Source organism: Shewanella sp. GD04112, from assembly GCF_029835735.1.
Classification (GTDB): domain Bacteria; phylum Pseudomonadota; class Gammaproteobacteria; order Enterobacterales; family Shewanellaceae; genus Shewanella.
Genome location: NZ_JAOEAL010000001.1, coordinates 3,328,495 through 3,351,895, shown reverse-complemented (window position 1 = coordinate 3,351,895; position 23,401 = coordinate 3,328,495). Strand labels below are relative to the sequence as shown.

At 49.3% G+C, this 23,401-nt stretch carries 18 protein-coding genes; 9 read left to right on the top strand and 9 right to left on the bottom strand.

Going from position 1 to position 23,401, the window contains the following annotated elements:
• Position 1: 1 nt before the first annotated feature.
• Genes N7386_RS14865 through N7386_RS14855 form a run of 3 tightly spaced genes read right to left on the bottom strand, consistent with a single transcriptional unit; the run spans position 2 to position 11,165 of the window.
• Positions 2-2,374: a PfaB family protein gene (locus N7386_RS14865; protein WP_086017263.1), complete on the bottom strand. Its 2,373-nt coding sequence runs from the start codon at positions 2,372-2,374 to the stop codon at positions 2-4.
• Positions 2,371-10,299: a type I polyketide synthase gene (locus tag N7386_RS14860; RefSeq protein ID WP_279769402.1), complete on the bottom strand. Its 7,929-nt coding sequence runs from the start codon at positions 10,297-10,299 to the stop codon at positions 2,371-2,373. The genes N7386_RS14865 and N7386_RS14860 overlap by 4 nt, the downstream gene beginning before the upstream one ends.
• Positions 10,296-11,165, bottom strand: a complete 870-nt coding sequence (locus N7386_RS14855; protein ID WP_279769400.1) for a transcriptional regulator — start codon at positions 11,163-11,165, stop codon at positions 10,296-10,298. Before N7386_RS14855 ends, N7386_RS14860 begins: the two co-directional genes overlap by 4 nt.
• 380 nt (positions 11,166-11,545) lie before the next feature.
• Between N7386_RS14855 and N7386_RS14850 the strand changes: the two genes are divergently transcribed.
• The 3 genes from N7386_RS14850 to N7386_RS14840 all read left to right on the top strand — a co-directional run bounded on the left by N7386_RS14850 (position 11,546) and on the right by N7386_RS14840 (position 14,112).
• The gene (locus N7386_RS14850; RefSeq protein ID WP_279769399.1) at positions 11,546-12,544 is read left to right on the top strand and encodes a 4'-phosphopantetheinyl transferase superfamily protein; all 999 of its coding nucleotides are present in this window, start codon (positions 11,546-11,548) and stop codon (positions 12,542-12,544) included.
• Between the two features lie 244 nt (positions 12,545-12,788).
• The gene (locus N7386_RS14845; RefSeq protein ID WP_279769397.1) at positions 12,789-13,310 is read left to right on the top strand and encodes a hypothetical protein; all 522 of its coding nucleotides are present in this window, start codon (positions 12,789-12,791) and stop codon (positions 13,308-13,310) included.
• A gap of 61 nt (positions 13,311-13,371) precedes the next feature.
• Complete coding sequence (locus N7386_RS14840; RefSeq protein WP_279769395.1) at positions 13,372-14,112, top strand: sporulation protein; 741 nt, start codon at positions 13,372-13,374, stop codon at positions 14,110-14,112.
• Positions 14,113-14,204: 92 nt separating this feature from the next.
• On the opposite strand, the gene queF is transcribed toward N7386_RS14840, so the two are convergent.
• The gene (gene queF, locus N7386_RS14835; protein WP_279769393.1) at positions 14,205-15,065 is read right to left on the bottom strand and encodes an NADPH-dependent 7-cyano-7-deazaguanine reductase QueF; all 861 of its coding nucleotides are present in this window, start codon (positions 15,063-15,065) and stop codon (positions 14,205-14,207) included.
• A 59-nt stretch (positions 15,066-15,124) separates the two neighbouring features.
• On the opposite strand from queF, the gene syd reads away from it, so the two are divergent.
• Entirely contained in the window at positions 15,125-15,775 is a 651-nt protein-coding gene (gene syd / locus N7386_RS14830; protein ID WP_279769391.1) for a SecY-interacting protein, read from the top strand.
• Positions 15,776-15,877: 102 nt separating this feature from the next.
• Here syd and N7386_RS14825 read toward each other — a convergent pair whose 3' ends face one another.
• Together N7386_RS14825 and N7386_RS14820 are read right to left on the bottom strand one after the other, a co-directional pair.
• Positions 15,878-16,651, bottom strand: a complete 774-nt coding sequence (locus N7386_RS14825) for a Zn-ribbon-containing protein (RefSeq protein ID WP_023267368.1) — start codon at positions 16,649-16,651, stop codon at positions 15,878-15,880.
• Positions 16,651-17,034 (bottom strand): hypothetical protein, encoded by a 384-nt coding sequence (locus tag N7386_RS14820; protein WP_279769387.1) that lies wholly within the window; start codon positions 17,032-17,034, stop codon positions 16,651-16,653. The genes N7386_RS14825 and N7386_RS14820 overlap by 1 nt, the downstream gene beginning before the upstream one ends.
• A 147-nt stretch (positions 17,035-17,181) precedes the next feature.
• Between N7386_RS14820 and N7386_RS14815 the strand changes: the two genes are divergently transcribed.
• Positions 17,182-17,580 (top strand): DUF3192 domain-containing protein, encoded by a 399-nt coding sequence (locus N7386_RS14815; RefSeq protein ID WP_011623408.1) that lies wholly within the window; start codon positions 17,182-17,184, stop codon positions 17,578-17,580.
• A 49-nt stretch (positions 17,581-17,629) separates the two neighbouring features.
• Here the strand turns inward: N7386_RS14815 and N7386_RS14810 are convergent, their stop codons facing one another.
• Positions 17,630-17,863 (bottom strand): DUF2789 domain-containing protein, encoded by a 234-nt coding sequence (locus N7386_RS14810; RefSeq protein WP_011623407.1) that lies wholly within the window; start codon positions 17,861-17,863, stop codon positions 17,630-17,632.
• 144 nt (positions 17,864-18,007) lie between these two features.
• Here N7386_RS14810 and N7386_RS14805 point away from each other — a divergent pair, with 144 nt between their 5' ends.
• Positions 18,008-18,646, top strand: coding sequence for a GNAT family N-acetyltransferase (locus N7386_RS14805; RefSeq protein ID WP_279769383.1), 639 nt, complete (start codon positions 18,008-18,010; stop codon positions 18,644-18,646).
• Complete coding sequence (locus N7386_RS14800; RefSeq protein ID WP_279769382.1) at positions 18,639-18,944, top strand: DUF962 domain-containing protein; 306 nt, start codon at positions 18,639-18,641, stop codon at positions 18,942-18,944. The genes N7386_RS14805 and N7386_RS14800 overlap by 8 nt, the downstream gene beginning before the upstream one ends.
• A gap of 1,655 nt (positions 18,945-20,599) precedes the next feature.
• Here the strand turns inward: N7386_RS14800 and N7386_RS14795 are convergent.
• Together N7386_RS14795 and N7386_RS14790 are read right to left on the bottom strand one after the other, a co-directional pair.
• On the bottom strand, positions 20,600-20,986 hold the full coding sequence (locus tag N7386_RS14795) for a DUF3301 domain-containing protein (protein ID WP_011623404.1): 387 nt from the start codon (positions 20,984-20,986) through the stop codon (positions 20,600-20,602).
• Positions 20,983-21,996 (bottom strand): DUF3549 family protein, encoded by a 1,014-nt coding sequence (locus N7386_RS14790; protein WP_279769379.1) that lies wholly within the window; start codon positions 21,994-21,996, stop codon positions 20,983-20,985. The genes N7386_RS14795 and N7386_RS14790 overlap by 4 nt, the downstream gene beginning before the upstream one ends.
• A 146-nt stretch (positions 21,997-22,142) precedes the next feature.
• Here N7386_RS14790 and N7386_RS14785 point away from each other — a divergent pair, with 146 nt between their 5' ends.
• Together N7386_RS14785 and truC are read left to right on the top strand one after the other, a co-directional pair.
• On the top strand, positions 22,143-22,463 hold the full coding sequence (locus N7386_RS14785) for a YqcC family protein (protein WP_220056133.1): 321 nt from the start codon (positions 22,143-22,145) through the stop codon (positions 22,461-22,463).
• Positions 22,450-23,304: a tRNA pseudouridine(65) synthase TruC gene (gene truC / locus N7386_RS14780; RefSeq protein WP_279769376.1), complete on the top strand. Its 855-nt coding sequence runs from the start codon at positions 22,450-22,452 to the stop codon at positions 23,302-23,304. Before N7386_RS14785 ends, truC begins: the two co-directional genes overlap by 14 nt.
• Positions 23,305-23,401 lie beyond the last annotated feature (97 nt).

Genomic DNA, 23,401 nt, shown 5'->3' with positions numbered 1-23,401 from the left:
CTCAAAGGGGTTCTCCTTCTTGGAATACGTTTGAAAAATGGCCTAATGCGCTGGCGCTGGCAGAATGTGGCGCTATCGTTTTCGCTCTAGCCTTATCTGCCGATTGAGGCATAAGCGGCGCAAGGGAGAGTGGCACTCTATGGCTGATAAGTTGAGCTAAGCATTTGAGTAAGCAAGTGATCGTATCGCTGCCCTTGGCATTACATGCCATGGCTAATATCGGTTGCCCCTGTGTTTGAGTGCCATCGGCACCCAACTCAAGTTGGCGGCCGATTTTATCGATAAGTGTGCTGGTTTGCCGATCGGCGCCCACCTCAACAAATAAGCGCGCACCTTGGTTATAGGCGGTGTTAATCAGCGCGGTAAAATTAAGCGGCGCACAAAAGGTATCGGCAATACTCTTGGCAATGCTTTGGCTGTCGATACTGACGGCGCTTTGCTGCGCCGCGCTAATAAAACGCACCTGAGTCTCGCAGGCATTCGCCTTTAAGCCCAAGGTATAAAACCTTTGGATAGCACTGTGCTGTGACTGCGAGGGCGGGGTATGCATGGCGGTGACTTTATTGCTGGCAATGCCACGCTTATTCAGCCTTTTAAGGAGTTGTAAGCAGCTTGTTTCGCAGCCCGCGATAATACAGGTATCACCCTGTTCAATCGCCAGATAAACCCGTGGAAAATCAGGGAGCAGGGCATTAATTTCGGCGCGAGAGGCGCGCACTAAAAAGCTATTCCACACCAGCGGAGCATCTTCACTCAACTGCCAATCGCGGCGCACCGCAAGCAGTGGGCCTGAAATCTCCTGATTGAAGATGGCGCTGTTTTGGGTGGCGTTAATCAGGGCATGTGGCGTTTGCCAGATATCCAAACTTGCCCACATGGCCGCTTCACCCATGGAATAGCCCAGAGCGAGTTGCGGTTGGATATTAAAGATTCGAGTTAACAGCCGACTAAATAGGTAACTGGCGCCAACACCGCTAATCGCAAGCTGGCTTAAGCTCATCTCTGCCGCGTCTTTTGCATCAACAGTACTTTTGGCATAAGCAGCGCTGTGGTAAATCGCCTCGGCCTGCAGCATGGCGGCTAAATCCCCTTCACGTTCAAGCTCGCGATAAAGTTCAGGGAAATAGCCATGTAAGTCACTGAACATATTCGGGTAAACCGTGCCGACGCCGGGGTAGACAAAGGTTAAGCCCGTATCGCCGAGGGGCGTTGGCGTATAATAGCTGCCCGAAGGAGTTTTAAAGGCTAGATTGGCCGATGGCGTTGTCATTGGCGCTGGAGTCTGTTGCGTCTTTTCAATATAAGCGCGCATCGCCTTGGCTTCTTGCATTAACTCCTCAAGGGAGCCTGCCATAAGTACTAATGCCAATGTATCCTTTGCTTGATAGCGCTTAAACCAATCACTGCCTTGGCTGCTGAGCCAATCTGTATCGGGAAGGCTTGCCGATAAATCTAATGAATCAATGAGTTGCGATAGCTTTGCCGTTAACGACTCAAGCGTATTACCGCTAATGGGAATAAAAAGCCTATTGGCATTGAGCAATGGCTGAGGGATAAGCCGAGTGCCTTGGGTCAAGATAAGGCTTTGGGCAGTGCTCGCTTGAGGGGGCTTACCCAAGATATTACCCAAGAGATTTAGGCTTAACACCCTTGCCTGATGGGGCTTGGTAAACCAATAGCCGTTCTGCGCGGTTTTTACGGGCTTTTCAGCGCCCAGTTCAGCGTATTGTTCAGCAAGTTGTGCTGCATCAGTCGCGTCAAGCATTGGTGTCATACCTGCTAGCGTTCGATGACTAAATGCCTCAACCGCTTGAGCTAATACATTCAACTGACTGGCAAGATTGCCTGCCTGCGCGTAGCTATTAACCGCCTGAGCACAATCGCGTTTCGCCAAGGTAAAAGCGCTGTTTAAGCAGCGCTCGACTGTATTTGTATTGATAGTATTTGTATTTGTTTCTTCGGCGGTTTCAGCTTGGATTTGCGCTAATGCTGAAATATAAGCCTCGGCATGCAGATGTAATTGTGCGGCAAGCAGCCCATTGAGCAGATACAGGCAACGGACTTGCTGCTGATATTCAAAGCGAATTTCAACAAGTTGTTTTTGCGCAATATGGGCGAGCTGCTCGCTGAGTAAGCCAACTAAGGTTGGATCATCTGTCGACTCATTGGTTAATGGCTTATCTTCGACATTAAGTCGCACCCGAGAGGCCAGCAAGCGTTGCAGCGCAGTGGCATCAGTTTGAGTATGGCTAAGCACACTCTGCATCCACCCATCACCAAGCCATACGGCAATTCGCAGTGGCTTGGCATTGGGAGGCGGACTGTTTAATGTCGCATTGCTTAATGCGGCATGTGCGCTTGGGTCGAGTGTCACTTAACACTTACCTCGGCCGTGCTTTGGGCGACTGCCTGCACTTGCATTGGTTGCTGAGGTTTATTGGCCAAAAACGCTTGGTTGAGCGTCTTACTGACAGTAACCTTGGCCCGTTTCATCTCGCAGCTTAGTCGGCCATCTTGATGATAGAGGGCAATATTGGCTTCAAGTGTTCGGGACGAATGCTTGATAACATCCAGCACTAATACCGCCTTCTCGCCAAAACCTAAGGGCGAATAGGACACGAACTCGCCAATGGCACTGGGTAAGCTTGCCGCTTGATATTTAAGGCGCGCCCACACGAGCATGGCCTGCAATAACAGATCTTCGGCAAAGGGTTGTGTGCCTTTATCCTCAAGATCTGGCGCAAACTCGCCGCAGTCGTCCAAGGCCAACGCTGGCAGTGCAACCTTAGCGATAAGCTGCTGGTCATCAAAGGCGAGCACTTCGCTTATGCCTTGCAGTCTTGGGCCATGGAACAGCGTGCCATCGCTGTAGAGCGACTCGCGATTCGCGATAGCGGGTTGCTGCGTTATCTCCTCCATCAGAGAATGCAACTCGCCAACCTCGAAACGCTGCGCGTCTGGCATATCATCCGTCTGCGCCACTAATACCGCCTGGTATTGCGGGCGACCTTCAAAGCTGATCAGCGCGGCTAACGCCTCAGTCGATTGTTGTGTAGCGTCAGCAAGCGGCGTGAGCATCAATTCGAGCTCAATAGGCGCATCGCGTGCAAGCAGCGCCTCATCGAAGATGATCCCCTTGAGCAGTCGATAATCGCTGACACTCACCGCCTTACCTAAATGGGCCTTGGCAGCCTCACGCATCCAATCGATGGCGCACACCGTCGGCAATACCGCATGACCATTGATGCAATGATCCTCAATAAAGCTCATGCGTTTAGGGTCGAGGCTGCGCATGACGCGAATACTCTGTGGCACAGTTTGGGCCATAGGCTGCGGATCTAACGCCGTGGTTAGATCCGCTTCAGGCTTTTTTGCTGATGCAGCTTCAACAGCATTGGCGGTATTGCCCTGCATATCGGTTCCGACCAACAGCTGCGCCCCTGTATCACTCAATAATTGGCTGGCAAATAACTCGGCACCGGCTTTGAGTGGAATGACATAAACCCCGCGGTCGATAAACATTTTTTTCAGCGCAGGATTGACCATGCCGCCATCCCAAGGACCCCAGTCAAAGCTCATCACCTTGGCCTGTGGCAATTGCTGCGCAAGTTGTAGCGCAGCCTTATTGAGAATGTCGTTAGACATGGCATAGTCGCTCTGGCCAGTATTGCCGTAAAAACCCGCCGCCGAAGAGAACAGGGCGATGAGCGTTAACTGGCTAAGATCCAGTGCCGACAGCAGATTGTTAAGTCCGGTCACCTTAGTGCCATAAACACGTTCAAGTTCGCTTAAGGTTTTGTCTTGAATATGTTTATCGGCAAGTACACCCGCGCCGTGGATAATCCCCGTGATGGGCGATAGGGCGCTGATTGGCGCAATAGTGCTGGCAATAGCTGCCGGGTCATTCACATCCAAGCTTAAGTATTCGGCGCTGGCGCCAACTGCTTCAAAGGCCTGCAAGGCATGGCTGATTTCAAGGCTGCTTTGTACTGGCCAAACTAAGGCATCCACTTGTTTTGGTGTGGGTTTATCACCCAGGCTTTGCAGATGTGCAATGGCCGCGGCTTTCAGCTCGTTGCGATTTTTACCCTGAGCCCAAGCGGGAATTGCTTGATGGGCGCTGCGACCCGCGAGGATAAAATGGGCCTTGCAGCGTTTCGCTAAACTTAAGGCGCACTCGAAGGTAACGCCCTTAGCGCCGCCTGTGACGAGGATTTTGTCCGCAGACGAGAGAGACGCGCCACTGCGGCGAAGTACGGCATTGCCCGCGACTAAGGTTGCTCGCTCAAGCTCGCTATCAATACCGACTTCGACCGGCGCATCTTGGAGGTAGTATTCCTGCACTACCGCATTGGCGACCGTTTTGGCATCTAAGTTTGGAGCGATATCCAGTGCGCGGCAGACCACTCCCGGCCACTCGTGATTTAAGGTTTTAGTGAGTCCAGAGAGCGCCGCTTGGTTGAGTTCACTCTGGCTAATAAGAATACCTGCCGACTCGTCCATACCGATATAGCCAAAGCCACCATCGATACGGCTGACGGTGACAAAGCGGCAGTGGTCGCGCTCCGTTAAAAGCGGTTGTAAGTGCTTGGCAAACAAGAAGGCTTGCTCGACCGAAGCTTTGGCGTCGTCTGCCAGCACTAAGCCAGCACCTTTATCGGCAACGGACTTATGCTGTGGCTGCAGATGAATAAAACCGGCGATTTGGCCAAGCGCTTCAATCTGATTGATGACCTCACAGATGCTTTCATCATCAATCGCCTCCAGCGTGAAGCTGGCAATATGGCTATCGAGTGGCGATGCGCTAGTCACAACTGTTTTGGGTGAGCGTACAACCGCGACCTTAACCCCTTGGGCGTGAAGCTTTTCGGCAATCACCCCTGCGTTGTGGCCATCGTCGCCGATAACGACGTAACTGTTTGCCGTCAGTTGAACATCGCTAGTTGCTATGATGCGCGCTAACTCAGCCGCCGCTGGCAACTTTTTTAGCATCACCTCACTATGGGGCGGCAGGTCGATGGTTTCCTCGACGGTTTCTGTTGTTGCCTCTTGAATCTCTTGAATTGTCGCAGCATGGTTTTGCTGTAGCGCCTCACTTGATGCTTGCGAACCGACATAGAGGGCGACAATTTCACCCAAGGTGCGACACTCGGCTAAATCCTCTGGGCTCAGTTCTGGCAGGTTCGGTAATTCATCTTGTACCGTGCCTAGAATTTCTACGCGCTTAATGGAATCGATACCAAGGTCGGCTTCCATATCCATACTGAGTTCCAGCATTTCCACGGGATAGCCGGTCTTGTCGGCCACGACCGCCATCATAGTGCGTTCAATCTCGCCATTAGAAACCGCCGCACTTGCTGCTACTGCACTTGCGAGTACTGCATTTTGTGTCGCATGGCTAACTGTGGCCGCAGCTGTTACAGGAGTCGCTTGGCTAAAGAGCGCCACAATTTCCCCTAGGGTGCGACACTCGGCGAGATCTTCAGGGCTCAGTTCTGGCAGGTTCGGTAACTCGTCCTGTACCGTGCCTAGAATTTCTACGCGCTTAATAGAATCGATACCAAGGTCGGCTTCCATATCCATACTGAGTTCCAGCATTTCAACGGGATAGCCCGTTTTGTCGGCCACAACTGCCATCATAGTGTGTTCGATCTCGCCATTAGAAACCGCCGCGCTTGATGCTACTGCACTTGCGAGTACTGCATTTTGTGTCGCATGGCTAACTGTGGCCGCAGATGTTACAGAAGTCGCTTGGCTAAATAGCGCCACAATTTCCCCTAAGGTGCGGCACTCGGCAAGATCTTCTGGGCTCAGTTCTGGCAGGTTCGGTAATTCGTCCTGTACTGTGCCTAGAATTTCTACGCGCTTGATAGAATCGATCCCAAGGTCGGCTTCCATATCCATGCCAAGTTCGAGCATTTCCACGGGATAACCAGTTTTATCGGCCACGACCGCCATCATAGTGCGCTCAATTTCATCATTGGAAATCGCTGCGTTTGCGGCTACTGCACTTGCGAGTACTGCAGTTTGTGTCGCATAGCTAACTGTGGCCGCAGCTGTTACGGGTACCGCTTGGCTAAATAGCGTCACAATTTCCCCTAGGGTGCGACACTCGGCGAGATCTTCTGGGCTCAGTTCTGGCAGCTTGGGTAATTCATCCTGCACTGTGCCTAGAATTTCCACGCGCTTAATAGAATCGATACCAAGGTCGGCTTCCATATCCATACTGAGTTCCAGCATTTCAACGGGATAGCCAGTCTTATCGGCCACGACCGCCATCATAGTGCGCTCAATTTCATCATTAGAAACAGCCGCACTTGCTGCGGCTACTGCACTTTGTGTAATTGACTGCGTGCTTGCTGTAACGGCTGTTACAGGTACCGCTTGGCTAAATAGAGCCACAATTTCCCCTAGGGTGCGACACTCGGCTAAATCCTCAGGGCTCAGTTCTGGCAGGTTGGGTAATTGGTCTTGTACTGTGCCTAGAATTTCCACGCGCTTGATGGAATCGATCCCAAGGTCGGCCTCCATATCCATGCCAAGTTCTAACATTTCAACGGGATAACCTGTTTTGTCGGCGACCACTGCCAGCATGGCGGTCTCGATTTGCTGCACGACTGACTTCTCGGAAAGCGCGCTAGTTGCTGCCGCCACAGTTTGCACTTGTGGTTGTGTTATTTGTGGTTGTGTTACTTGTGGTTGTGTTACTTGAGGTTGCTGAACTTTGGGCTCACTCATAGGCGCAATAGTCGCTTTTGGCTCTGCGGCTAACGCTTGAAGCACGGGCGCCTGAGTTGGAGCGACTGGCGTTGCCACTGCAACCGCCACAGGTGCCGCTTGAATGGGGGCTTGAACCTGAGACGCTGGTATTTGGCCGAGCAGGGCTAATGCCGCTTGGCTGCTGCTGGTCTGCAATTGCATAAATTCAGCATGGCTCTTTAGGGTCTGTGCCTGATGCTGGTGGAACAGCTCCATCGAGCGTTGCAGACTCTCTGGAATGGCGATGCCAAGGCTTGCCATTTTGGCTTGCTCTGCCATCAGGGCGCTGACGGTATCGCCGTATTGCTGCGGGATCGCTAAAAATTGTTGATGTAATTGCGCGGCCTGGGTTTGGGCGGCAAAAAAGGCGCTCAGGGCATCTTGATTCGCCTGTCCAGTAGTAAAGCTGGTTGGCTGTGTGGGCGTTTGCTGTTGAATAGTATTGCTATTTTGTGCCACTGGCTTTTCCACTTCGACAACCTTTTCTAGAATTTTTTCGACAATCACGGGTTTTTCAACGACTTTCTCAACCACTTTTTCAACGATGCGATCCACATACCGAACTTGGCTGGTAATTTTGCCCGATTGCAGCGAATCGACCATTTTGTTGCGGGTCGCTGGGCTGATGTAGTTGGTTGCATTGAGCTTGATATTCATCGCCGAAGGCGATGCGGGCGTAATCAGTTCGGCTTGATAAGGGTCGATTTCACCCAGCTTCACCCCAGCAACCGCCAGTTGCACCGCAGCGCTGCGCAGTTGGCTATCGGAGTCGGCTTTAGGATTCGGGTTAATGCTGATAAGGCAAAGCTCGTTTAACTGCTCGGCGAGGGTATTTTCTGCCAACTTTTGCAGAATGTTTTTCGGGCCGAACTCGACAAATACCCGTGCGCCAGCGGCATACATGGCTTCTAGCTGCTCGCTAAAGTGCACCGATTGCAACATATGCTCTTTAAAGGCGGTTTTGATGGCATTTGCATCGGCGGGATGTAACTTGCCTGTGCCATTGGCATACAGGGCAATCTTTGGCGTGTTGAACAGAGCCTTATCAATGGCTTCGCTAAAGGGCTTTTGCGCATGGGCAACCAATGGCGTGTGGAAGGCGCCAGAAACGGGCAGGGCTATCGCCTTAAAGCCTAACTCGCTAATAGCCTTAGCGGCCTGTTGTGTCGCTGTGGTAGCGCCTGCAATTACCAACTGAGTGGGTGAGTTGTAGTTGGCAATCTTGACGTCGTCATACTGCGCAAGGCAATCGTTGATAGCCTCAATATCCTGTTTTTGCTTAAGAATAACGGCATACATGACGCCAGTATCACGACTGGAGCCGGCATCTTGTGGTGACTGCGCCATCGCCTGTCCACGTTCGAAGGCAAGCTTGATGTAGTCGTCTACTGAAATCACGCCAGCGGCGCACAGGGCCGAGAGTTCACCAAAACTATGGCCTGCGAGCATATCCGGGGCGAATCCCGCCTGAGTAAACAGGGCGTACTGCGCCATAGAGAGCGCGCCGATGGCGCTTTGGGCGTAAAGGGTATTGGTTAACGCACTTTCCTGCGCTTTTCTCGATTCGTCATCGAAGGCGGGGATCGGGTACAGCACGCTTGAAAGCGAAACTTCACCACGGTCACTAAACACTTTATCACTGGCGTGGATATGGCGTCGAAGCTCGGGGAAGTTGTTGGCAATTTCCAGTCCCATATTCAGGTACTGTGAGCCTTGGCCTGCAAATAAGGCCGCAACCTTGTTGTTATCCTTGACCAGCGCCTGGGCGCGAAAACTTATCCCTGAGGGTAGTTGCCAGCTCTCGGCGCTATTGGATTCTAGCTGCGCTATTGCTTGGGTTAACAGAGTCTGTAACTGGGCATAATCCTTGGCGATAAAACCAAGACGGGCTGATTGCGGGGGGAGTTCACGCAGGGCATAGGATTTTGCAAAGGCAACAAAATGCGCCTGAGACAGATCTGCCTTAGTCGCAGTTGCTTGCTGCAGCGCGGTTTTTAACTCGCCCAGCAGCGCGGTTTTGTCGGCGGCGGCAAACAGCCAGCTTTGTGCCACGCTGCGTTGGCGATAGGCGTCATCGCGCGCGTGTTCGGGGTGATATTCTTCGAGCACTAAATGGAAGTTAGTGCCCCCAAAACCGAAGGAGCTGATCCCGGCGCGGCGCGGCGTATCGTCATTGCGTTGGATCCAAGGGCGCGCCTCGGTATTGAGATAAAAGGGCGAACGGGCAATGTTTAATTTAGGGTTAGGCTGACTAACGTTAATCGTTGGTGGCAAGACTTTATGGTGTAGCGCCAATGCAGCCTTAATCACACCCGCCGTGCCCGCGGTGGACTTAGTATGACCCACCTGAGATTTAACTGAGCCTAAGGCTATATGCTGTAACTGCTCATTATCCTTAGAGAATACTGAGGTTAAGCCATTGAATTCGGCCACATCGCCTGCAGCTGTGCCTGTGCCGTGGGCCTCAATCAAGCCTACAGTGTGCGGCGCAAAGCCTGCGTCATCATAGGCGCGTTCTAATGCCTTGGCTTGGCCTTCGGGGCGCGGTGCATAAATGCTCTTAAATTTACCGTCCGATGAGGCGCCTACGCCTTTGATTACCGCATAAATACGGTCGCCATCGCGCTCGGCATCGTCGAGGCGTTTTAAGGCGACCATGCCGATCCCTTCTCCAATCATCATGCCCTTAGAATCGATATCGAAGGGTTGAATATGCTCGTTGGTGGTAAAGGCCGGCGTCTTTGAGAAACTCATATACATGTAGGGCGAGTTGTCGGTACAGACACCGCCGGTGATCATCATGTCGCTGCGACCTTCGGTCAGCTCGGTCAGCGCCATACGCATGGCGGCAAGCGAACCGGCGCAGGCAGCATCGACGACGCAGTTCATCCCGCCTAAATCGAAACGGTTGGCGATACGTCCGGCAATCACGTTGCCAAGGGAGCCGGGGAAAGAGTTTTCTTCCCAGTGGACATATTGATCTTGGAATTTTTTGATCAGCAGCTCGCTATCTTCATCACTCAGGCCACTGCTTTTAAATACTTTTTTCAGCACTGGGTATTGCAGGCGCGCGTTGAGGCTATGGCTTAGTTTTTGACCGCCGCCAATCCCGAGGGTGATGCCGATGCGATCACGGTCGTAATCGTCTGGCAGATTGGCATCCTGCAGGACTTCCTTGGCGACGACTAGTGAGAGTAACTGCGAGCTGTCGGTGAGTTCCAAAATATTGGGCGGCAGACCAAACTCCATCGGATTGAAGTCGACCTCTGGCATAAAACCACCGCGTTTGCAGTAGCTCTTATCGGCCTTGGACTTATCCGCATCGTAATAGTCATCAATCGACCAGTGGGATTCGGGCACGTCGGTGATGGCATCAATCTTGTCGCAAATTAAATCCCAAAACTTATTCAAATAGCGGGAGTTAGCAAAGATACTCGCCATGCCAACGATGGCAATCGGCATATCTTTTAAGCGTTTATTCAGTCTCTTATCGGCTTTTTCATCGGTTGATAATTGAGGCTGTGATGGGGTATGGCTCATAACGAGTCTCCACTGGCAAAGCGTTTGGCCGTTGCCTTATTAAGGGATTTAGCGATGGCTTTAGGGGGGTGCATGCCAGGAAAGCGGGCTAAAAAAGTGTGGTAGTTGCGTACTAGCAATTTACGCAGATGAAACGGCCCATCCTTCAGCACATAGGCAATGTAGCGATTGGCCGCTTGGGTGTTACTGTCTTGATAAATATCGATATAAATCCAATCCGCCTTGCTATCTATGCCAAGGAGTACCGATTTAGGTTCGGCCTCGGTCAATTGCGGCGGCAGGGTGAGGGACACCACTTGCACTACGGTATCGCCATCTGTGCTTGGCAGGGCAAGCGCCTTGGCCAAGGTTTCGGAGTTGACCGTATAGGTTTGTACATCGCTGCCTTGGCTGATAGGTAATTGATTAAAATACTGTTTAGGCACTAGCTCTTGATCAAACTCATCGAGCCGCGAAACCCCATAACGCTTAAGGCAGCGGGCTAACCCCGAGCGGGACACATTGGGGTTGATAAAGGTTTGAGTGGCCTTGAGCAGTCTGTCTAACGGCAGTTTAAGTTGATATCTCAGTCCCACCACCACGTATTCTTCCATCGGCGTGAGGGTGGTATTGAGGTGATGCGGGGTATTCGGGCTGTCGTTCACTGATTCGCGCTTACGCCATTTACGCACGGTCGCTTCGGTAATATTTAAAATTTTGGCAAGCTGACTCACACTCAATTCAGATTGCTGAATAAAGTGTCGCATCTCCGGCGTGGTCGTGGCATTGCGGTGCCTTGCCGTTTTGGGGGCGGATTTGTGCTCCGAGCTTGGCTTATCAGCCTGAGCATGGTCCGCGGCTTGAGTACCCATTTTTCGAGAACTCATGTTGTTAGTGCTGTCCCATCTTTATTATTTTCATCCAACATAATCTATCGGGACTGCTTAAACTTGCCTGCCAAAGCGGAGTGTGGACTCATGCTTAATCTAGGCTTAAAACCCGTGAGCTATGTGTTTTGTTACGCACAATGCTGATGCAGATTACCTGAGGTTTCGGCTCGATACAATCATATGGGACTTGAAATGATTTTTTAATGTTCAAATGACTCTGTTCAAAGGAGCCCAACTCCTGTTTAGCACAGGGAATACATTTAAATAATCATCTAAATTCATAAGATTAGAAACAAAATTAAGATACTGCTCGTCAGGCGAGTAGAACTGAGTAGAATAGGGCAGCCGTTAAACTCAAGGGTTGTTGGGATAAATTAATGAATATTGAGCTTTTTTTTATACCATTAACCGAAATGGATACGGCCAGTACGAATGCGTGTATGGCGCTCTTGAGTGAGGACGAGCGCGCTAAAGTGGCGCGTTACCGGGCGCCCAAGGCGCAAATGAACGGCTTATTGGTGCGAGCGGCGCTGCGCTGCGTTTTATCTCGAGGATTGTCATCTCGCGGTGGCGCCTCACCTTGCTCCTCCCAACGACAGATTGCCCCCCAAGATTGGTGTTTTGAGTATGGGGCAAAGGGTAAACCCAGTCTTAACCATGAGCAGTTTCTGAGTACTGGCATTGAGTTTAATTTGAGCCACAGTGGCCACTGGTTATTGATTGCTTTAGCGCAAGACGATGACAAGGGAGAAACTGCTAATACAGCGCAACCCCGTTTAGGCTTGGGTGTGGATATAGAGCGCTCCCGCGCCAGTACTCATATTTACCCGATCCTTAATCATTATTTTTCCCCGATTGAAGCCGAAGGCTTATTAGCCCTTGAGGGCGAGGATGCGCAGCGGCAGCGCTTTTTTGATCTTTGGGCACTCAAGGAATCCTATATCAAGGCAACGGGTTTGGGCCTAGCGCAGTCGCTGAAATCTTTTGGTTTTGACTTAGCACCAAACAGTTTGCTGGTAGTTGATGATTGCGCGCTGCAAACTGTCGACTCCCCGAACTGGGTTGAACTCAAGCTACAAGAGAACTTTGCTTTACCGAGCCAAGCTATGCCCTGTTCTTATCTTCAACTCCCATCGCGTATTCCACTTTATTCCAATATTAAGCTGCGGATCGAACCTGAAACTGCACTCAATGCCACAAGCTCCCATGCCCAGCATTGGCGGAGTTATTTTGGCCGACTTGATGAGGAATATCGTTTTGGGCTCAGCTTGGTTGATGGTGACAGCTTAGTGCAGGATGACAGGTTGGCGAAGGTGACTATTTCGATGCAGCTGACCAGTATCACTGCATTACTGGCGGCGTGCTCTGCCATCTAGTTTGGCCTTCGCACTAAGGCTTAGGTCGCCTTCGTTCTTGAATAGCTGCTTTACGCAAACCTTTCAAAACACTTTCAACGAGTGCTTTAAATGAGTACTTGGAATTATCGCTTTGAATTACTGCTTTTAATTCAGTTTCTTGTCCCTCCAACTGACTTTGTTATTCCTCCGCTCATATTTCATTTTGGATTAAACCTAGCTCGCTATAGTCACGCCAGAGAACTCACTGACAAGGTTGTTAATCATGAAATTCAAATGCTTTTTATCGACCACCACTTTGCTACTGCTCGGTGGCTGTGGCTACTTTGGTGGCGATGAAAAACAGCAATTAGAGCAGGCATGGCTTGCTCAAGATCCCCAACTACAACAAGTGGTTGAACAAATCCGCAGCCGCGGGCTCGATGTGGTCGCCCAAAGTGCGGCCGCGGGCACTGTGTCTGCCTGTGTGGCCGAAAAACTTAGCCAAGATCCCCTCGGTAAATTAGTGAGTGTCGAAGGCGCCTTAGTAGAGTCGGCCAAGGTGGCGGAATTACTTGGCGATTTACAGAAGGTGATGGAACAAGAGGTGAGTTTTGATCAAGTCGCAAGCCTGTTACAAAAGGGCGCGGATGCGGCGGCCTATGCCAAAAGTTTGATCGAACAGCAAGGCGTCGAGCAAGCCATGCAAAGCCTTAAGCAAATGGCACTCGCCAGTGAACAATTTGCTCAGCAGGATTTAGGCGCGCATTTCCAGCAATTATTGCTCGAGTGCAAATCTGCTCATTAATTGAATAACCGCTGTATTAAGGCTGCTTATCCGTGCAGCCTTAGCAACATAAGGAAATCCCATGTTTAAAAAATTGCTGGCCTCTGTCGGAATCGGTGGTGCGACGGTCGATACCCAATTAATTGATAATCGACTGCAGCCAGGACAAATCTTTAATGCCACTATCGTCGTTAAAGGCGGTAATGTGCCGCAGCAGATCTCCGGCCTCGACTTAGCCCTAATGACTAAGGTGAAAGTGAGTAGCGATAACGGCGACTATTTTAAGAACCATCGCTTGGCGAGCTGGTGCTTAACTGAGTCCTTTGAAATTCAAGCGGGTGAAATTCGCGAGATCCCGTTTTCAGGTAAATTGCACCCCGAAACCCCTTTTACTCAGCTCCCAGTGCGCAATAATCAATCCCAGGTATGGTTACAAACGGGAGTGGACATAGATACCGCGCTCGACCCTAGCGATATCGATGCGCTGGTTATTATGCCAACGGCGATTGCCGAGCATGTGTTAAAGGCGATGGACGGCCTTGGTTTTGTGTTGGTGAAAGCCGATGTGGAGCAAGGTTTCCTCAATACGCGCGCCTTTCGTTCCACTTCGGGTTGTTACCAAGAGCTAGAGTTTAAGCCGCGCAATATGGGCTTTAATCGTTTGCGAGAGATAGAGGTTTCTCTGGTGTGCGATGCTGAGCAAACCCATGTATTGCTTGAGCTTGACCGCGCATTCCGTGGCGATGGTTACTTGTATTTCAGCCTGCCAAACAATGCCACCTTGAGCCAAGTGCAAGAGATTTTTAGGGCGAATTTGGGTTAAGTGCAGGTACAGTTTAAGTTGTGAGTTTGGTTGAAAGCTTACAACAGATAATATAAAGCCCTGATTACTCAAGGCTTTTTGCTGCAAGTTGATTACTGTCTTGGTAAGCGGTGGCTCTCGCCTGGGTGCTCAAAATCACTGCGGTAAGGGTTAATGTCTAGGCCGCCGCGACGGGTATAGCGGGCATAAACGGTTAACTTAGTGCAGTGGCAGTAATGTTTTAAATCGACAAAAATCCGCTCGACACACTGCTCGTGGAACTCGTTATGCTGGCGGAACGAAATCAAATAGCGCAGTAATTTTTCGCGATCGATTTTAGGCCCTTGATAACGGATCATCACACTGCCCCAGTCCGGCTGAGAGGTGATTAAGCAGTTTGATTTCAACAGATTAGAATTGAGTGTTTCGGCAACAATCTGTTTGTCATCTGTGCTGTTTTCAAGATAATCTGGGTTAAAGTCATAGTCGCTGACTTCGATATCCAGATCGTCAATGCAAGTGCCAGGCAGCTCGACGACGCGTTGAATACCAAAACTCTTAGGCTCAATAATCTTCACTGTGACTTGGCCTCGGGCGCATTCAGCGAGATCCTGCACTAAGGTTTTTTGCACTGCTTCGATATTGTCGAACTTGGTTTGGTTAAAACTGTTTAAATACAGTTTGAAGGATTTTGACTCGATCAGATTTTGGCTTTCATGGCTTAGCTGAATGTCGGCAATAGCCACCATAGGTTTGCCCTTGGCGTTTAGCCATGACAACTCATAGGCCGTCCAGATATCGGCTCCGTGGAAAGGCAAACTTTCCGCCGTGAGGTTGATAGCGTTACGGTTAAGTGAGCGAGGAACCCCTTGCAGCAGCGACGCATCATACTCGGCTTGGTAATCCGTGGCTTTACCTAAGGTTAGGCCGGCAAGCTCTTTTGCATCACTATAGGGATCGTGATTGTGTGTCATCAATACTGTTTCCATGTCAAAATAGGCGCACATTATACCCGAAATTGGATTGTGCTTAAGTGTCTTGTCTGCCTGCTCTCGATAAATTTTTGCAAAACTATCATCAGTCTTACCTATCAACTTTAGGCGAATTACCGCGATATTACCCGCAGGGCGAGCCATCTTTGTGTATTCAAGGTGAGTTTGATGAATCATCCGATGAGGCGGTGTCTTGGCTCCCCGTTAAGCGTGAACACCTAGGCAGTTTTGCGAATGTTGAACATGCGCTTGAGCTAACATTGTGGCCGGATATCAATCACTTTTATGGTGAATATTTTGCAGCGCCCGTGTTGTTTGATTCACCATGGGGCACGGGCGAATTGTTGCAGGTATGGAACGAGGCGGATTTTGATGCCCTGCAACAAAATATCATCGGCCACTTAATGATGAAGCAAAAGCTCAAGCAACCGGCAACTTGGTTTATTGGTTTGCTCGATGAGGGCGATAAGATGCTAACCGTTGATAATGCCGATGGAAGTGTGTGGGTTGAAATCCCTGGCGAGCTACCTTCTGCCCAATTGGCGCCGAGTGTAGCTGAATTTATTGAGGCTTTATCGCCACGTATCGCGCCACCTGTGAAACATGAAGAATTGCCTATGCCAGCGCTCGAACATCCGGGGATTTTTGCCAGCTTTAAACGTATGTGGCACAACCTGATAGGTAAGCGTTAAGCGCGGGGAAATGTTGCAAAGGTCTCTTGAAAAATCCTCTTGCAAACCTGTTTCGCAAACTCGGCTATTTTGCCTGCCGAGTTTGCGCTTCAGTACGGGATGTTATTGATGATCCCAAGACAAATTAGACACTATGCGGCATGGTTCGCATCGAAAGTGGAACATATCTAATAGCGGCTCATCGAGTTTCCAGTCGTGACTGCCACAGCGTGGGCAGGGGCGAGCTAACTCGGATTGCAGATCCTGTCCTCCAACGCGATACAAATAATAGTAAGTGGGGATTTTGGTCAGGTATTCTATTCGGCCGCGTAAGTCCCAACCTCTCCTAAATAAATCACTGTTTGGGCTGGATAATTCTTCCAGCGCGGCAAATTCTGCCTTGGTGGCAGCCGCCATTTGTAACTCATCACAGGCTTGCCACTCGGTTTGCCAGCGGATAACCCGTTTATGATCGCCATTAAAGGTAGCGGGGATTTGGTACAACGGAATGGGCAATAAGTTATCGCCACTTCGCAGGGGCGAGCACATATGCACATAGCTAGTGTAGAGCAGTTGCCAACTGGGTGGCTCAGTGTTACTCACCTCAGAATTAATATCCTGACCGATAAATTTTTCGCGTGGCGCCAGTAGCTTAGCCTCGGTTAATTCCGCCAGCGCTTTTTTCACCCAAGGGCTGTGATAACGATGATTCAAACTGTTTTTTTCAGGCATGAGGAGACGTACTCGAAATTCACCCTCATTAAAGGCCACGGCAAATTCGCGGCCGAGGATTTGGCCATTAGCGCGGTAAGCTTCGAGTAATTGATTGATGGCACGTTCTGCCGCACTGATGGTGGTATCGGCAAAGCATTCAAAGCGCAATTCGGTGACAAACATTAAGCGGATTTTCCTTGGGATTCGAGTTGAGTGACACGTTGTTTCAGCTCGATAAGTTCATTTTTGAGTTGCATGATCTCGTTGTTTTTTAACGCGAGAGCTTGCTCAATGCCCTGTTGTAACTGGGCTAACTGTTGCGCCAGTGTGGCGACTGTGGGTGGCGAAGCTTCGGCGGTATGAGTCTCTTCAACCACGGGCTGTGATTGGGCCGCTAAACGCTCACGCTCGGCTTTGGGTATCGATTTAAACTGCTGTAATCCTTGGATTAACAGCGGCATGGGGATTTTGTTACCGACGCGGCTTTTTATCAGAGCAAGGCTTGGGGTTTTACCGCTGGCTTCGAGTGCGCACGCTGCTGCTAACACTTGGTCAATCGGACTCATAATAAGTGAAATTCCTTAATCTATATCGTGTTTTTCACTAACTTACTGTGATGTGGTTATTTTAGTTCTTATAAATCAATGTATTGCCGTTTGGCATTGATTTTGCTTTTTAAGCATTTTTATAACAAGTACACAGGAAGTCATAATATGAACGCAAATATTAATCGCAAACTCATCGCGGTCACGTTTTTAGGGTTAGCAAGCTTAGGTCTTAGCGGTTGTGTGGTCAATGTCGGTGACAGTGAATCTAAGTGGGATAGCAACGAATCTTGGGAAAAAACACAGGACAAAAACCGCAATAATCTGACTAAGCTCAGCCTTGGTATGAGCAAAGACCAAGTGATGACCCTGATGGGCGCCTCGGACTTTAGCGAATCTTATCTGCAGCAGAAAGACGGCCAAGCCGATAAAGAAGTGTTGGTACTCTTTTATCGCACCCAGCATACCCACAGTGACGGTAAAACCACTAAGGATGAATGCACGCCAATCGTCTTAAGTAACAGTGTGTTAGTCGGTTGGGGCGACACCGCCTACAGCAAAATTTAACGACTCAACGCAACTCGCCATGAAGTGATTCAGTGTCAGCCCTAAGCCATTAGGGCTTTCTTAATTGCACATCGAGCTGCTCGATAAGTTCGGTCCACTGGGCATCGGCCTCTAATGCCTCGGTCAGAAAACTCTTTTGTGCCTGCGTCCAAAATGGCGCTTCGGTTAAGTGTGTCTCAGGGGGAAGTTGATGGGTCGCAATAAACTGCCCTATGGCTTGAGCTTGATTGGCTAATCCCAACTGTTCAAATAGATGACTCAAATCGACCGGCGTTGTATCCATGCTCGCATCCTCTCTGTGTGCCTTTATTTAGGGTATGCAACTCACTGAAAAATGCAATCTATGATTAAAATTTGCACTTTTTAGTTTCCTTGATACAGTGATAATTACTCCTAAGAGTGTGATCTAAATCAAGGAATTCTAATAATGGACAATAATACCTTGGATGAGTGCCGTGCAGTTTATCTCACCGCCGAAGATTTACGCCTCGCCGCTTCGATTCTCTACAACGCCTATCATGACGATCCTTTCTTTGTGGATGCTTTATCCACTTCAGACAAATTCGCCTACGAACAAAAATTACGTGCCGCAATCCGTGAAGAGTTGAATGCGCTCTGGCAGGAGAAGCAAGCATTAATCGGGCTGTTTGACCAAACACGCTTAGTTGGTGTTGCCTGTGTGGTCACTCAGGAAGTGCCCCTCGGGGAGGGCCGCTATTGGCACTGGCGACTCAAGATGTTGCTTGGTACGGGCTGGCAATCGACTCAGGCGATGATGAAGAAAGAATCGAGCATCGTCGAACAGCTACCGAGCGAGCACTGCGGGATCCTACAATTTATTGCCCTTGCGCCCAATGAGCAGGGAAAGGGATTAGGCCATCAACTCGTGCAAGCCGTAGTAAGTTGGTGCGATGAGCAGCCCGAGCTTGAGGGGATTGGAGTTTTTACCACCCAAGAAGCCCATAGCCAGTTATTTATGCAACATGATTTTGTCTCCCTCGGAGAATTGAGCATAGGCAATGTGGCCGGACAATTACTTTTTTACACGGGCCAACAAGATGAATGAACCTTACCGCTCCTTCGCTGAGTTTTACCCTTTTTACCTCTCACAGCACCAAGATTTAACCTGTAGGCGGCTACATTTTATTGGCAGTTTTTTGGTGCTCCTGTTATTCGTCGCTGCGCTGCTTTTCGCAAATGGTTGGCTTTTACTGTTTATCCCCCTAGTGGGATATGGTTTTGCTTGGGTGGGACACTTTGTGTTTGAGCATAATCGCCCCGCGACATTCCAATATCCCTTGTACAGTTTGATGGGTGATTGGGTGATGTTTGCACAAATTCTCACCGGTAAGTTGAAGTGCTAAATGTCCCTTACCAGTGAGAAGCTGACACCCGTGTGAGAGATCGCTTACAAAGGCTGTAGGATAAAATGTTTTCTTACTGACTGTTTTGTAATCACAGCTTTTAAAGTGTATTTAAAATCATGGTGTTATGTTTTAATAAAGCTTGATTGTATGAAAAGTGCGCTAGTGTGTGTTCTTTAACCGAAACAAAAATAACGAGAACCACGTAGAATTAACTCATCGCCAAAGCAAATGGACAGCAAGGATTGCAATACAGGCGAGAGGGACGCAAGAAGCGACGAATTCAGGTTCTTGGATTTGAACCACTGACAGTAGGAAAACTGTCATCTGCCTAGGATAGGCTAAGGAAAAGCAAGGCTGCTTTCTCATGGATGATAGAGGACGTTGTATCTGCTGGGATAGCAGGTTTCAGGATGAAAAGGACAAGCTTAAGGATTAAGCGTTACTGGATGCAGGAAGTATCAAGTAAAAGGATAAGTATAAGGGTGAACAGCTTGTACTAAGGTGAGGAAAGGATTCAGCAGGACGCGATAGGGAAGAGTCACTGGATGTGACAGGAGCCGAAATAGGATATTCGGGTCAAAGGATTGAGTGTAGTGGAGACTTCACTGCACAGGGAAATAAAGGGATAGAAGGACGCTTGCAGGGAGCAAACGATCGCAAGGAAGGTGCAGGGAGCACAATCAAGCAGGATGGCTTGCAGAGGATAAATGGGGTGCACATAGTGCGCCCCTTTCTTTTTTCTATTCTCCTACGCCTTTTTTTACGGTACGTCATAATGTCCACTTTTACGTGCGGTATATCTGAAAATAAAATATAGCGGACGATTTTTACTCTTTTATGCGGTCGTTATTTCCTTTGCAGTGTTTAAACGTCTCGGGATAAATCAATGTTTGTGCCTTCCAATGGCATAAATTGCCCGACTTCTTGTGAGATATATCTCACAAGGCTGTAAGTGATTTGTAAGTTTTTTGACTGACAATGACTACCTAGTTTTAGGTGAGTCACATCTAATCAATATGTTAAGAAATTTTTTCTATTATGAACTTAATATGGCGGCTTACATTTTTATCTTTTGCGAAAGCCGCCCTGCCATGGCTGTCGTAGAATTCATTTGTAGACGGAACTACAGCGAACAGGAAGTTAGCAGTCAGGATGACTGGACAGTGTTTAAGGACTAAACACTGATGGAGTGGTAAGGAGAGACTTTCAGGATGAAAGCGATGCGAACCACGGAAGGAAAGACTATCAGGGATAGATAGCCTAATTGCACAGGATTGCAATGGCACATGGAGTGCAATAGAAAGGATGCTACTGAACCTATTTCACGGATGATGCTGGAACCGCTCAGGAAAGAGCAAGCTTGGTAAAAGGAACGCCAAGAGATAGGGAAGTACGTTGAGTACAGGGAAATATCACGGATTGAACAGGGATGATGCAGGACGCAAGTTGACGCATGGATGGTGCAGGGAGCACGAAAATAGCGGGATAGCTTAACAGAGAACAGAAGGGCGTGGTCTTATGACCACGCCCTTTCTTTTTTGGTATTCGTGCAGATTAAGCTGATTGAGTACGGATGTAGAGCCGAGCTATGGCTTAGTGTTATCCATACAGCTCGGCGTTATCTATTCAGTCCAGCTTTACACTGTAATCGCTTAATGGCATTTGCCCGAGCTACAGCTACTTTGGCTGCCGCAACCACCAAACTTGCCTTTGGCCATTGGTGCTTCTTGCCATTCTGGCTCTGGGAAAATAGGCCATTCAATCTTTTGCACTTTTTTCCCTAGCATCCAAATATGGCCGCGGTATTGGTTGATGCCATCGGTGCTGAATTCAAATAGGTATTTTGCCTTCCAACAGATCCCTGTCGTGCCGCCAAGGCTGGGGCGAGCCGTTTCCATTGCGATGGCTAAGAGTTGTACTTTTTGTCTACAACATTCTTTTTCGGCAAAAATACGGCTCAATTCTGCCATTTGACGTAATTGCCAAAAGAAGGCCGCAACCACAACTAGCGCAATAATTAACAGCAGATCTGACATCATTTACTTGTAGCCTTAAACAAGCCGCCAATGGCCTGTGATAGTTGAACACTCCGATTGGGGTTTCTTAACTCACCCAATAAGTGGTTACGCAAACTGGGAATCGCCACAATATCAGCAAAGATCTGATTAAAAAAGGCTTGGGGTTGTCGTGCCAGTGCTTCCAGGTAAATACTGCGACTCAGCTCTTGCTTTAATACGGTCCAGTTTCGGCCCGCGATGCTGATGAGTTCATTGGCCTCTAAGCGCTCGGCTTGTTGAAGATGGGCGAGGGCTTGCTGACTCAATTCGGTATGAGAAGCGAGTGCGCGCAAGTAATAGGCTTGGTACTCGGGAGGAGCCGCCACAAACTTAGCGTAAAGCTTATTGGCAAGCGCTTCTGTTAAATGCAGATGTTCGAGACATTGGCACAGGGCAATTTGCACTTCAATCGCACTATTGTCAAAACTGGCAAGGAGTTGCTGCTCGTGATCTAACTCGCCAAGGCGAACACACACGTCGCTCAATCCTTGCAGGCCAATATGCTGCCATTCACTCGTTGCAATTTGTCCCGAGAGATATTGCACTGCAAATTCATATTGAATAGAGGCGCTTAACCCTAACTGTTTACGCACTAAGGCGTTAAATACCGCCAGTTTTTCTTGGCTGGGTTTAAAGCTAAACGGATTGTTAGCGAGGCGATCCTGCTGTTCATCGGTTAATGGCTGAGTCGGATCTTGCCCCAGTGCCGTTAATACCATTTCAATAAACTGTGAGCGCGGCGCAGGCGAGAGCAGTCCTTGTTCGTCTAACGGTAGCTTTAGGAACCAAATAAAGTGTTGTTGGCTCTCATTCCAAAACACGATGGCAAATTGGGCATGCCCTTGTATGGGGTAAGGGTAGGGCGTGACTAATGATTCGATTTGATGGAAGGCCAGCATATCGATGTGCTGCACTCTTCGTCCTAATTCATAGACTTGGAATTGGGTTTTGGCTGTCGTTAAAAATTGGCTAAGCGTTGTAATTTCAGTCATTTGGCTGCCATATCAATCAAAAAGGCTCAATAAATTGGCGACATTATAGGGGGAAGTTGTCCGCGATGGTATGATTGCCACAGTTTTATCGCCTCAGTCGCAGCGCTAAATTGTCGAATGACTGTGGCTTAATGGACCTTATATCTATGCTTTACAGCCAAACTCAAACCAAACTAGCCCAAATTGCCCACGAGCTACAAAGTGCCGGTCTTTGGTCTACTCGTGCGCCCAGTGATGAAGCCATGGCCAGTACGGCGCCTTTTGCCTGCGATCTGATGTCGTTAGAGCAATGGTTGCAGTTTATCTTTATTCCGCGCATGCAAGCCCTTATCGATGCGGGGCAACCTTTGCCAAGCAAAATTGCGATAGCCCCGATGGCGGAACATGTGTGGTCTGAACAAGCGGCGTTAGCGCCTTTAATCGGTGTCTTGAATGAATTGGATATGTTGTTAAATGAACCTAGATGATGATTGGCTGGATATGCCAGAGGATAAATATAACCCAAGCGAGAGCGACGAGCAGTCAGAGCCTGCGCCTGAACTGTGTGTTTTGTATCAAGACGAGCACTTGGTGGCTATCCACAAACCCGCGGGATTATTGGTTCATCGCAGCTACTTAGCGCGGCGTGAGCGCTTTTTTGCTATGCAGCTGACTCGTGACTTGGTTGGTTGTCATGTGTTTCCAGTACACCGTTTAGATAGACCCACCTCGGGCGTGTTGTTATTTGCCAAAAGCAGTGAGGTGGCCAACGCCCTTTGCGAGCAATTTGCCAACCACAGTATTGAAAAACAATATTTGGCACTGGTGCGTGGCAATATGCACGAGAGTGGCATCTTGGATTATGCGCTTAAAGTCGAATTGGATGAGGTGGCTGACAAATTTGCCAATCAAGATAAAGCCGCGCAGGATGCTGTGACTCAATATGAGCCGCTATTAAATACCGAAATTCCTTATCCGTCGGGGCGTTATGCAACCAGCCGCTTCGCGTTAGTGAAACTGAGCCCAAAAACGGGGCGTAAGCACCAACTCAGACGCCATATGGCGCATTTACGCCATCCGATTATTGGCGATACCACCCACGGCGATGGGAAGCAAAATGCGTTTTTCCGCGCGCATTTCGATATCAATCGATTGTGGCTGATTGCGAAGAAGTTAACCTTTACTCACCCGGTGACACTTGAGCGCTTAAGTATTGAAACCGAGCTTGAGCCAGAATGGGAAACCGTGTTTGCCGGACTGGGCTGGGACGATGCCGCGCTTTGTCGCGAGCCAAGTGTGTTGATTGCAGAGCAAACGACGACAGTTTAAAACAATACTTGTTTGGGCGTTTAAGGCGTGTGCTCACTTAAGCTTGCATCGTGGCTATCTGCTTAGTGGCATGCAATTCGTTGCAACATCCGGCGGT

Bases quoted from the DNA above. Each gene is read 5' to 3' on its own strand.
- N7386_RS14860 (WP_279769402.1), bottom strand. From the start codon at position 10,299: ATGAGCCATACCCCATCACAGCCTCAATTATCAACCGATGAAAAAGCC.
- N7386_RS14855 (WP_279769400.1), bottom strand. From the start codon at position 11,165: ATGAGTTCTCGAAAAATGGGTACTCAAGCCGCGGACCATGCTCAGGCT.
- N7386_RS14850 (WP_279769399.1), top strand. From the start codon at position 11,546: ATGAATATTGAGCTTTTTTTTATACCATTAACCGAAATGGATACGGCC.
- N7386_RS14845 (WP_279769397.1), top strand. From the start codon at position 12,789: ATGAAATTCAAATGCTTTTTATCGACCACCACTTTGCTACTGCTCGGT.
- N7386_RS14840 (WP_279769395.1), top strand. From the start codon at position 13,372: ATGTTTAAAAAATTGCTGGCCTCTGTCGGAATCGGTGGTGCGACGGTC.
- queF (WP_279769393.1), bottom strand. From the start codon at position 15,065: ATGACACACAATCACGATCCCTATAGTGATGCAAAAGAGCTTGCCGGC.
- N7386_RS14825 (WP_023267368.1), bottom strand. From the start codon at position 16,651: ATGTTTGTCACCGAATTGCGCTTTGAATGCTTTGCCGATACCACCATC.
- N7386_RS14820 (WP_279769387.1), bottom strand. From the start codon at position 17,034: ATGAGTCCGATTGACCAAGTGTTAGCAGCAGCGTGCGCACTCGAAGCC.
- N7386_RS14815 (WP_011623408.1), top strand. From the start codon at position 17,182: ATGAACGCAAATATTAATCGCAAACTCATCGCGGTCACGTTTTTAGGG.
- N7386_RS14810 (WP_011623407.1), bottom strand. From the start codon at position 17,863: ATGGATACAACGCCGGTCGATTTGAGTCATCTATTTGAACAGTTGGGA.
- N7386_RS14805 (WP_279769383.1), top strand. From the start codon at position 18,008: ATGGACAATAATACCTTGGATGAGTGCCGTGCAGTTTATCTCACCGCC.
- N7386_RS14800 (WP_279769382.1), top strand. From the start codon at position 18,639: ATGAATGAACCTTACCGCTCCTTCGCTGAGTTTTACCCTTTTTACCTC.
- N7386_RS14795 (WP_011623404.1), bottom strand. From the start codon at position 20,986: ATGATGTCAGATCTGCTGTTAATTATTGCGCTAGTTGTGGTTGCGGCC.
- N7386_RS14790 (WP_279769379.1), bottom strand. From the start codon at position 21,996: ATGACTGAAATTACAACGCTTAGCCAATTTTTAACGACAGCCAAAACC.
- N7386_RS14785 (WP_220056133.1), top strand. From the start codon at position 22,143: ATGCTTTACAGCCAAACTCAAACCAAACTAGCCCAAATTGCCCACGAG.
- truC (WP_279769376.1), top strand. From the start codon at position 22,450: ATGAACCTAGATGATGATTGGCTGGATATGCCAGAGGATAAATATAAC.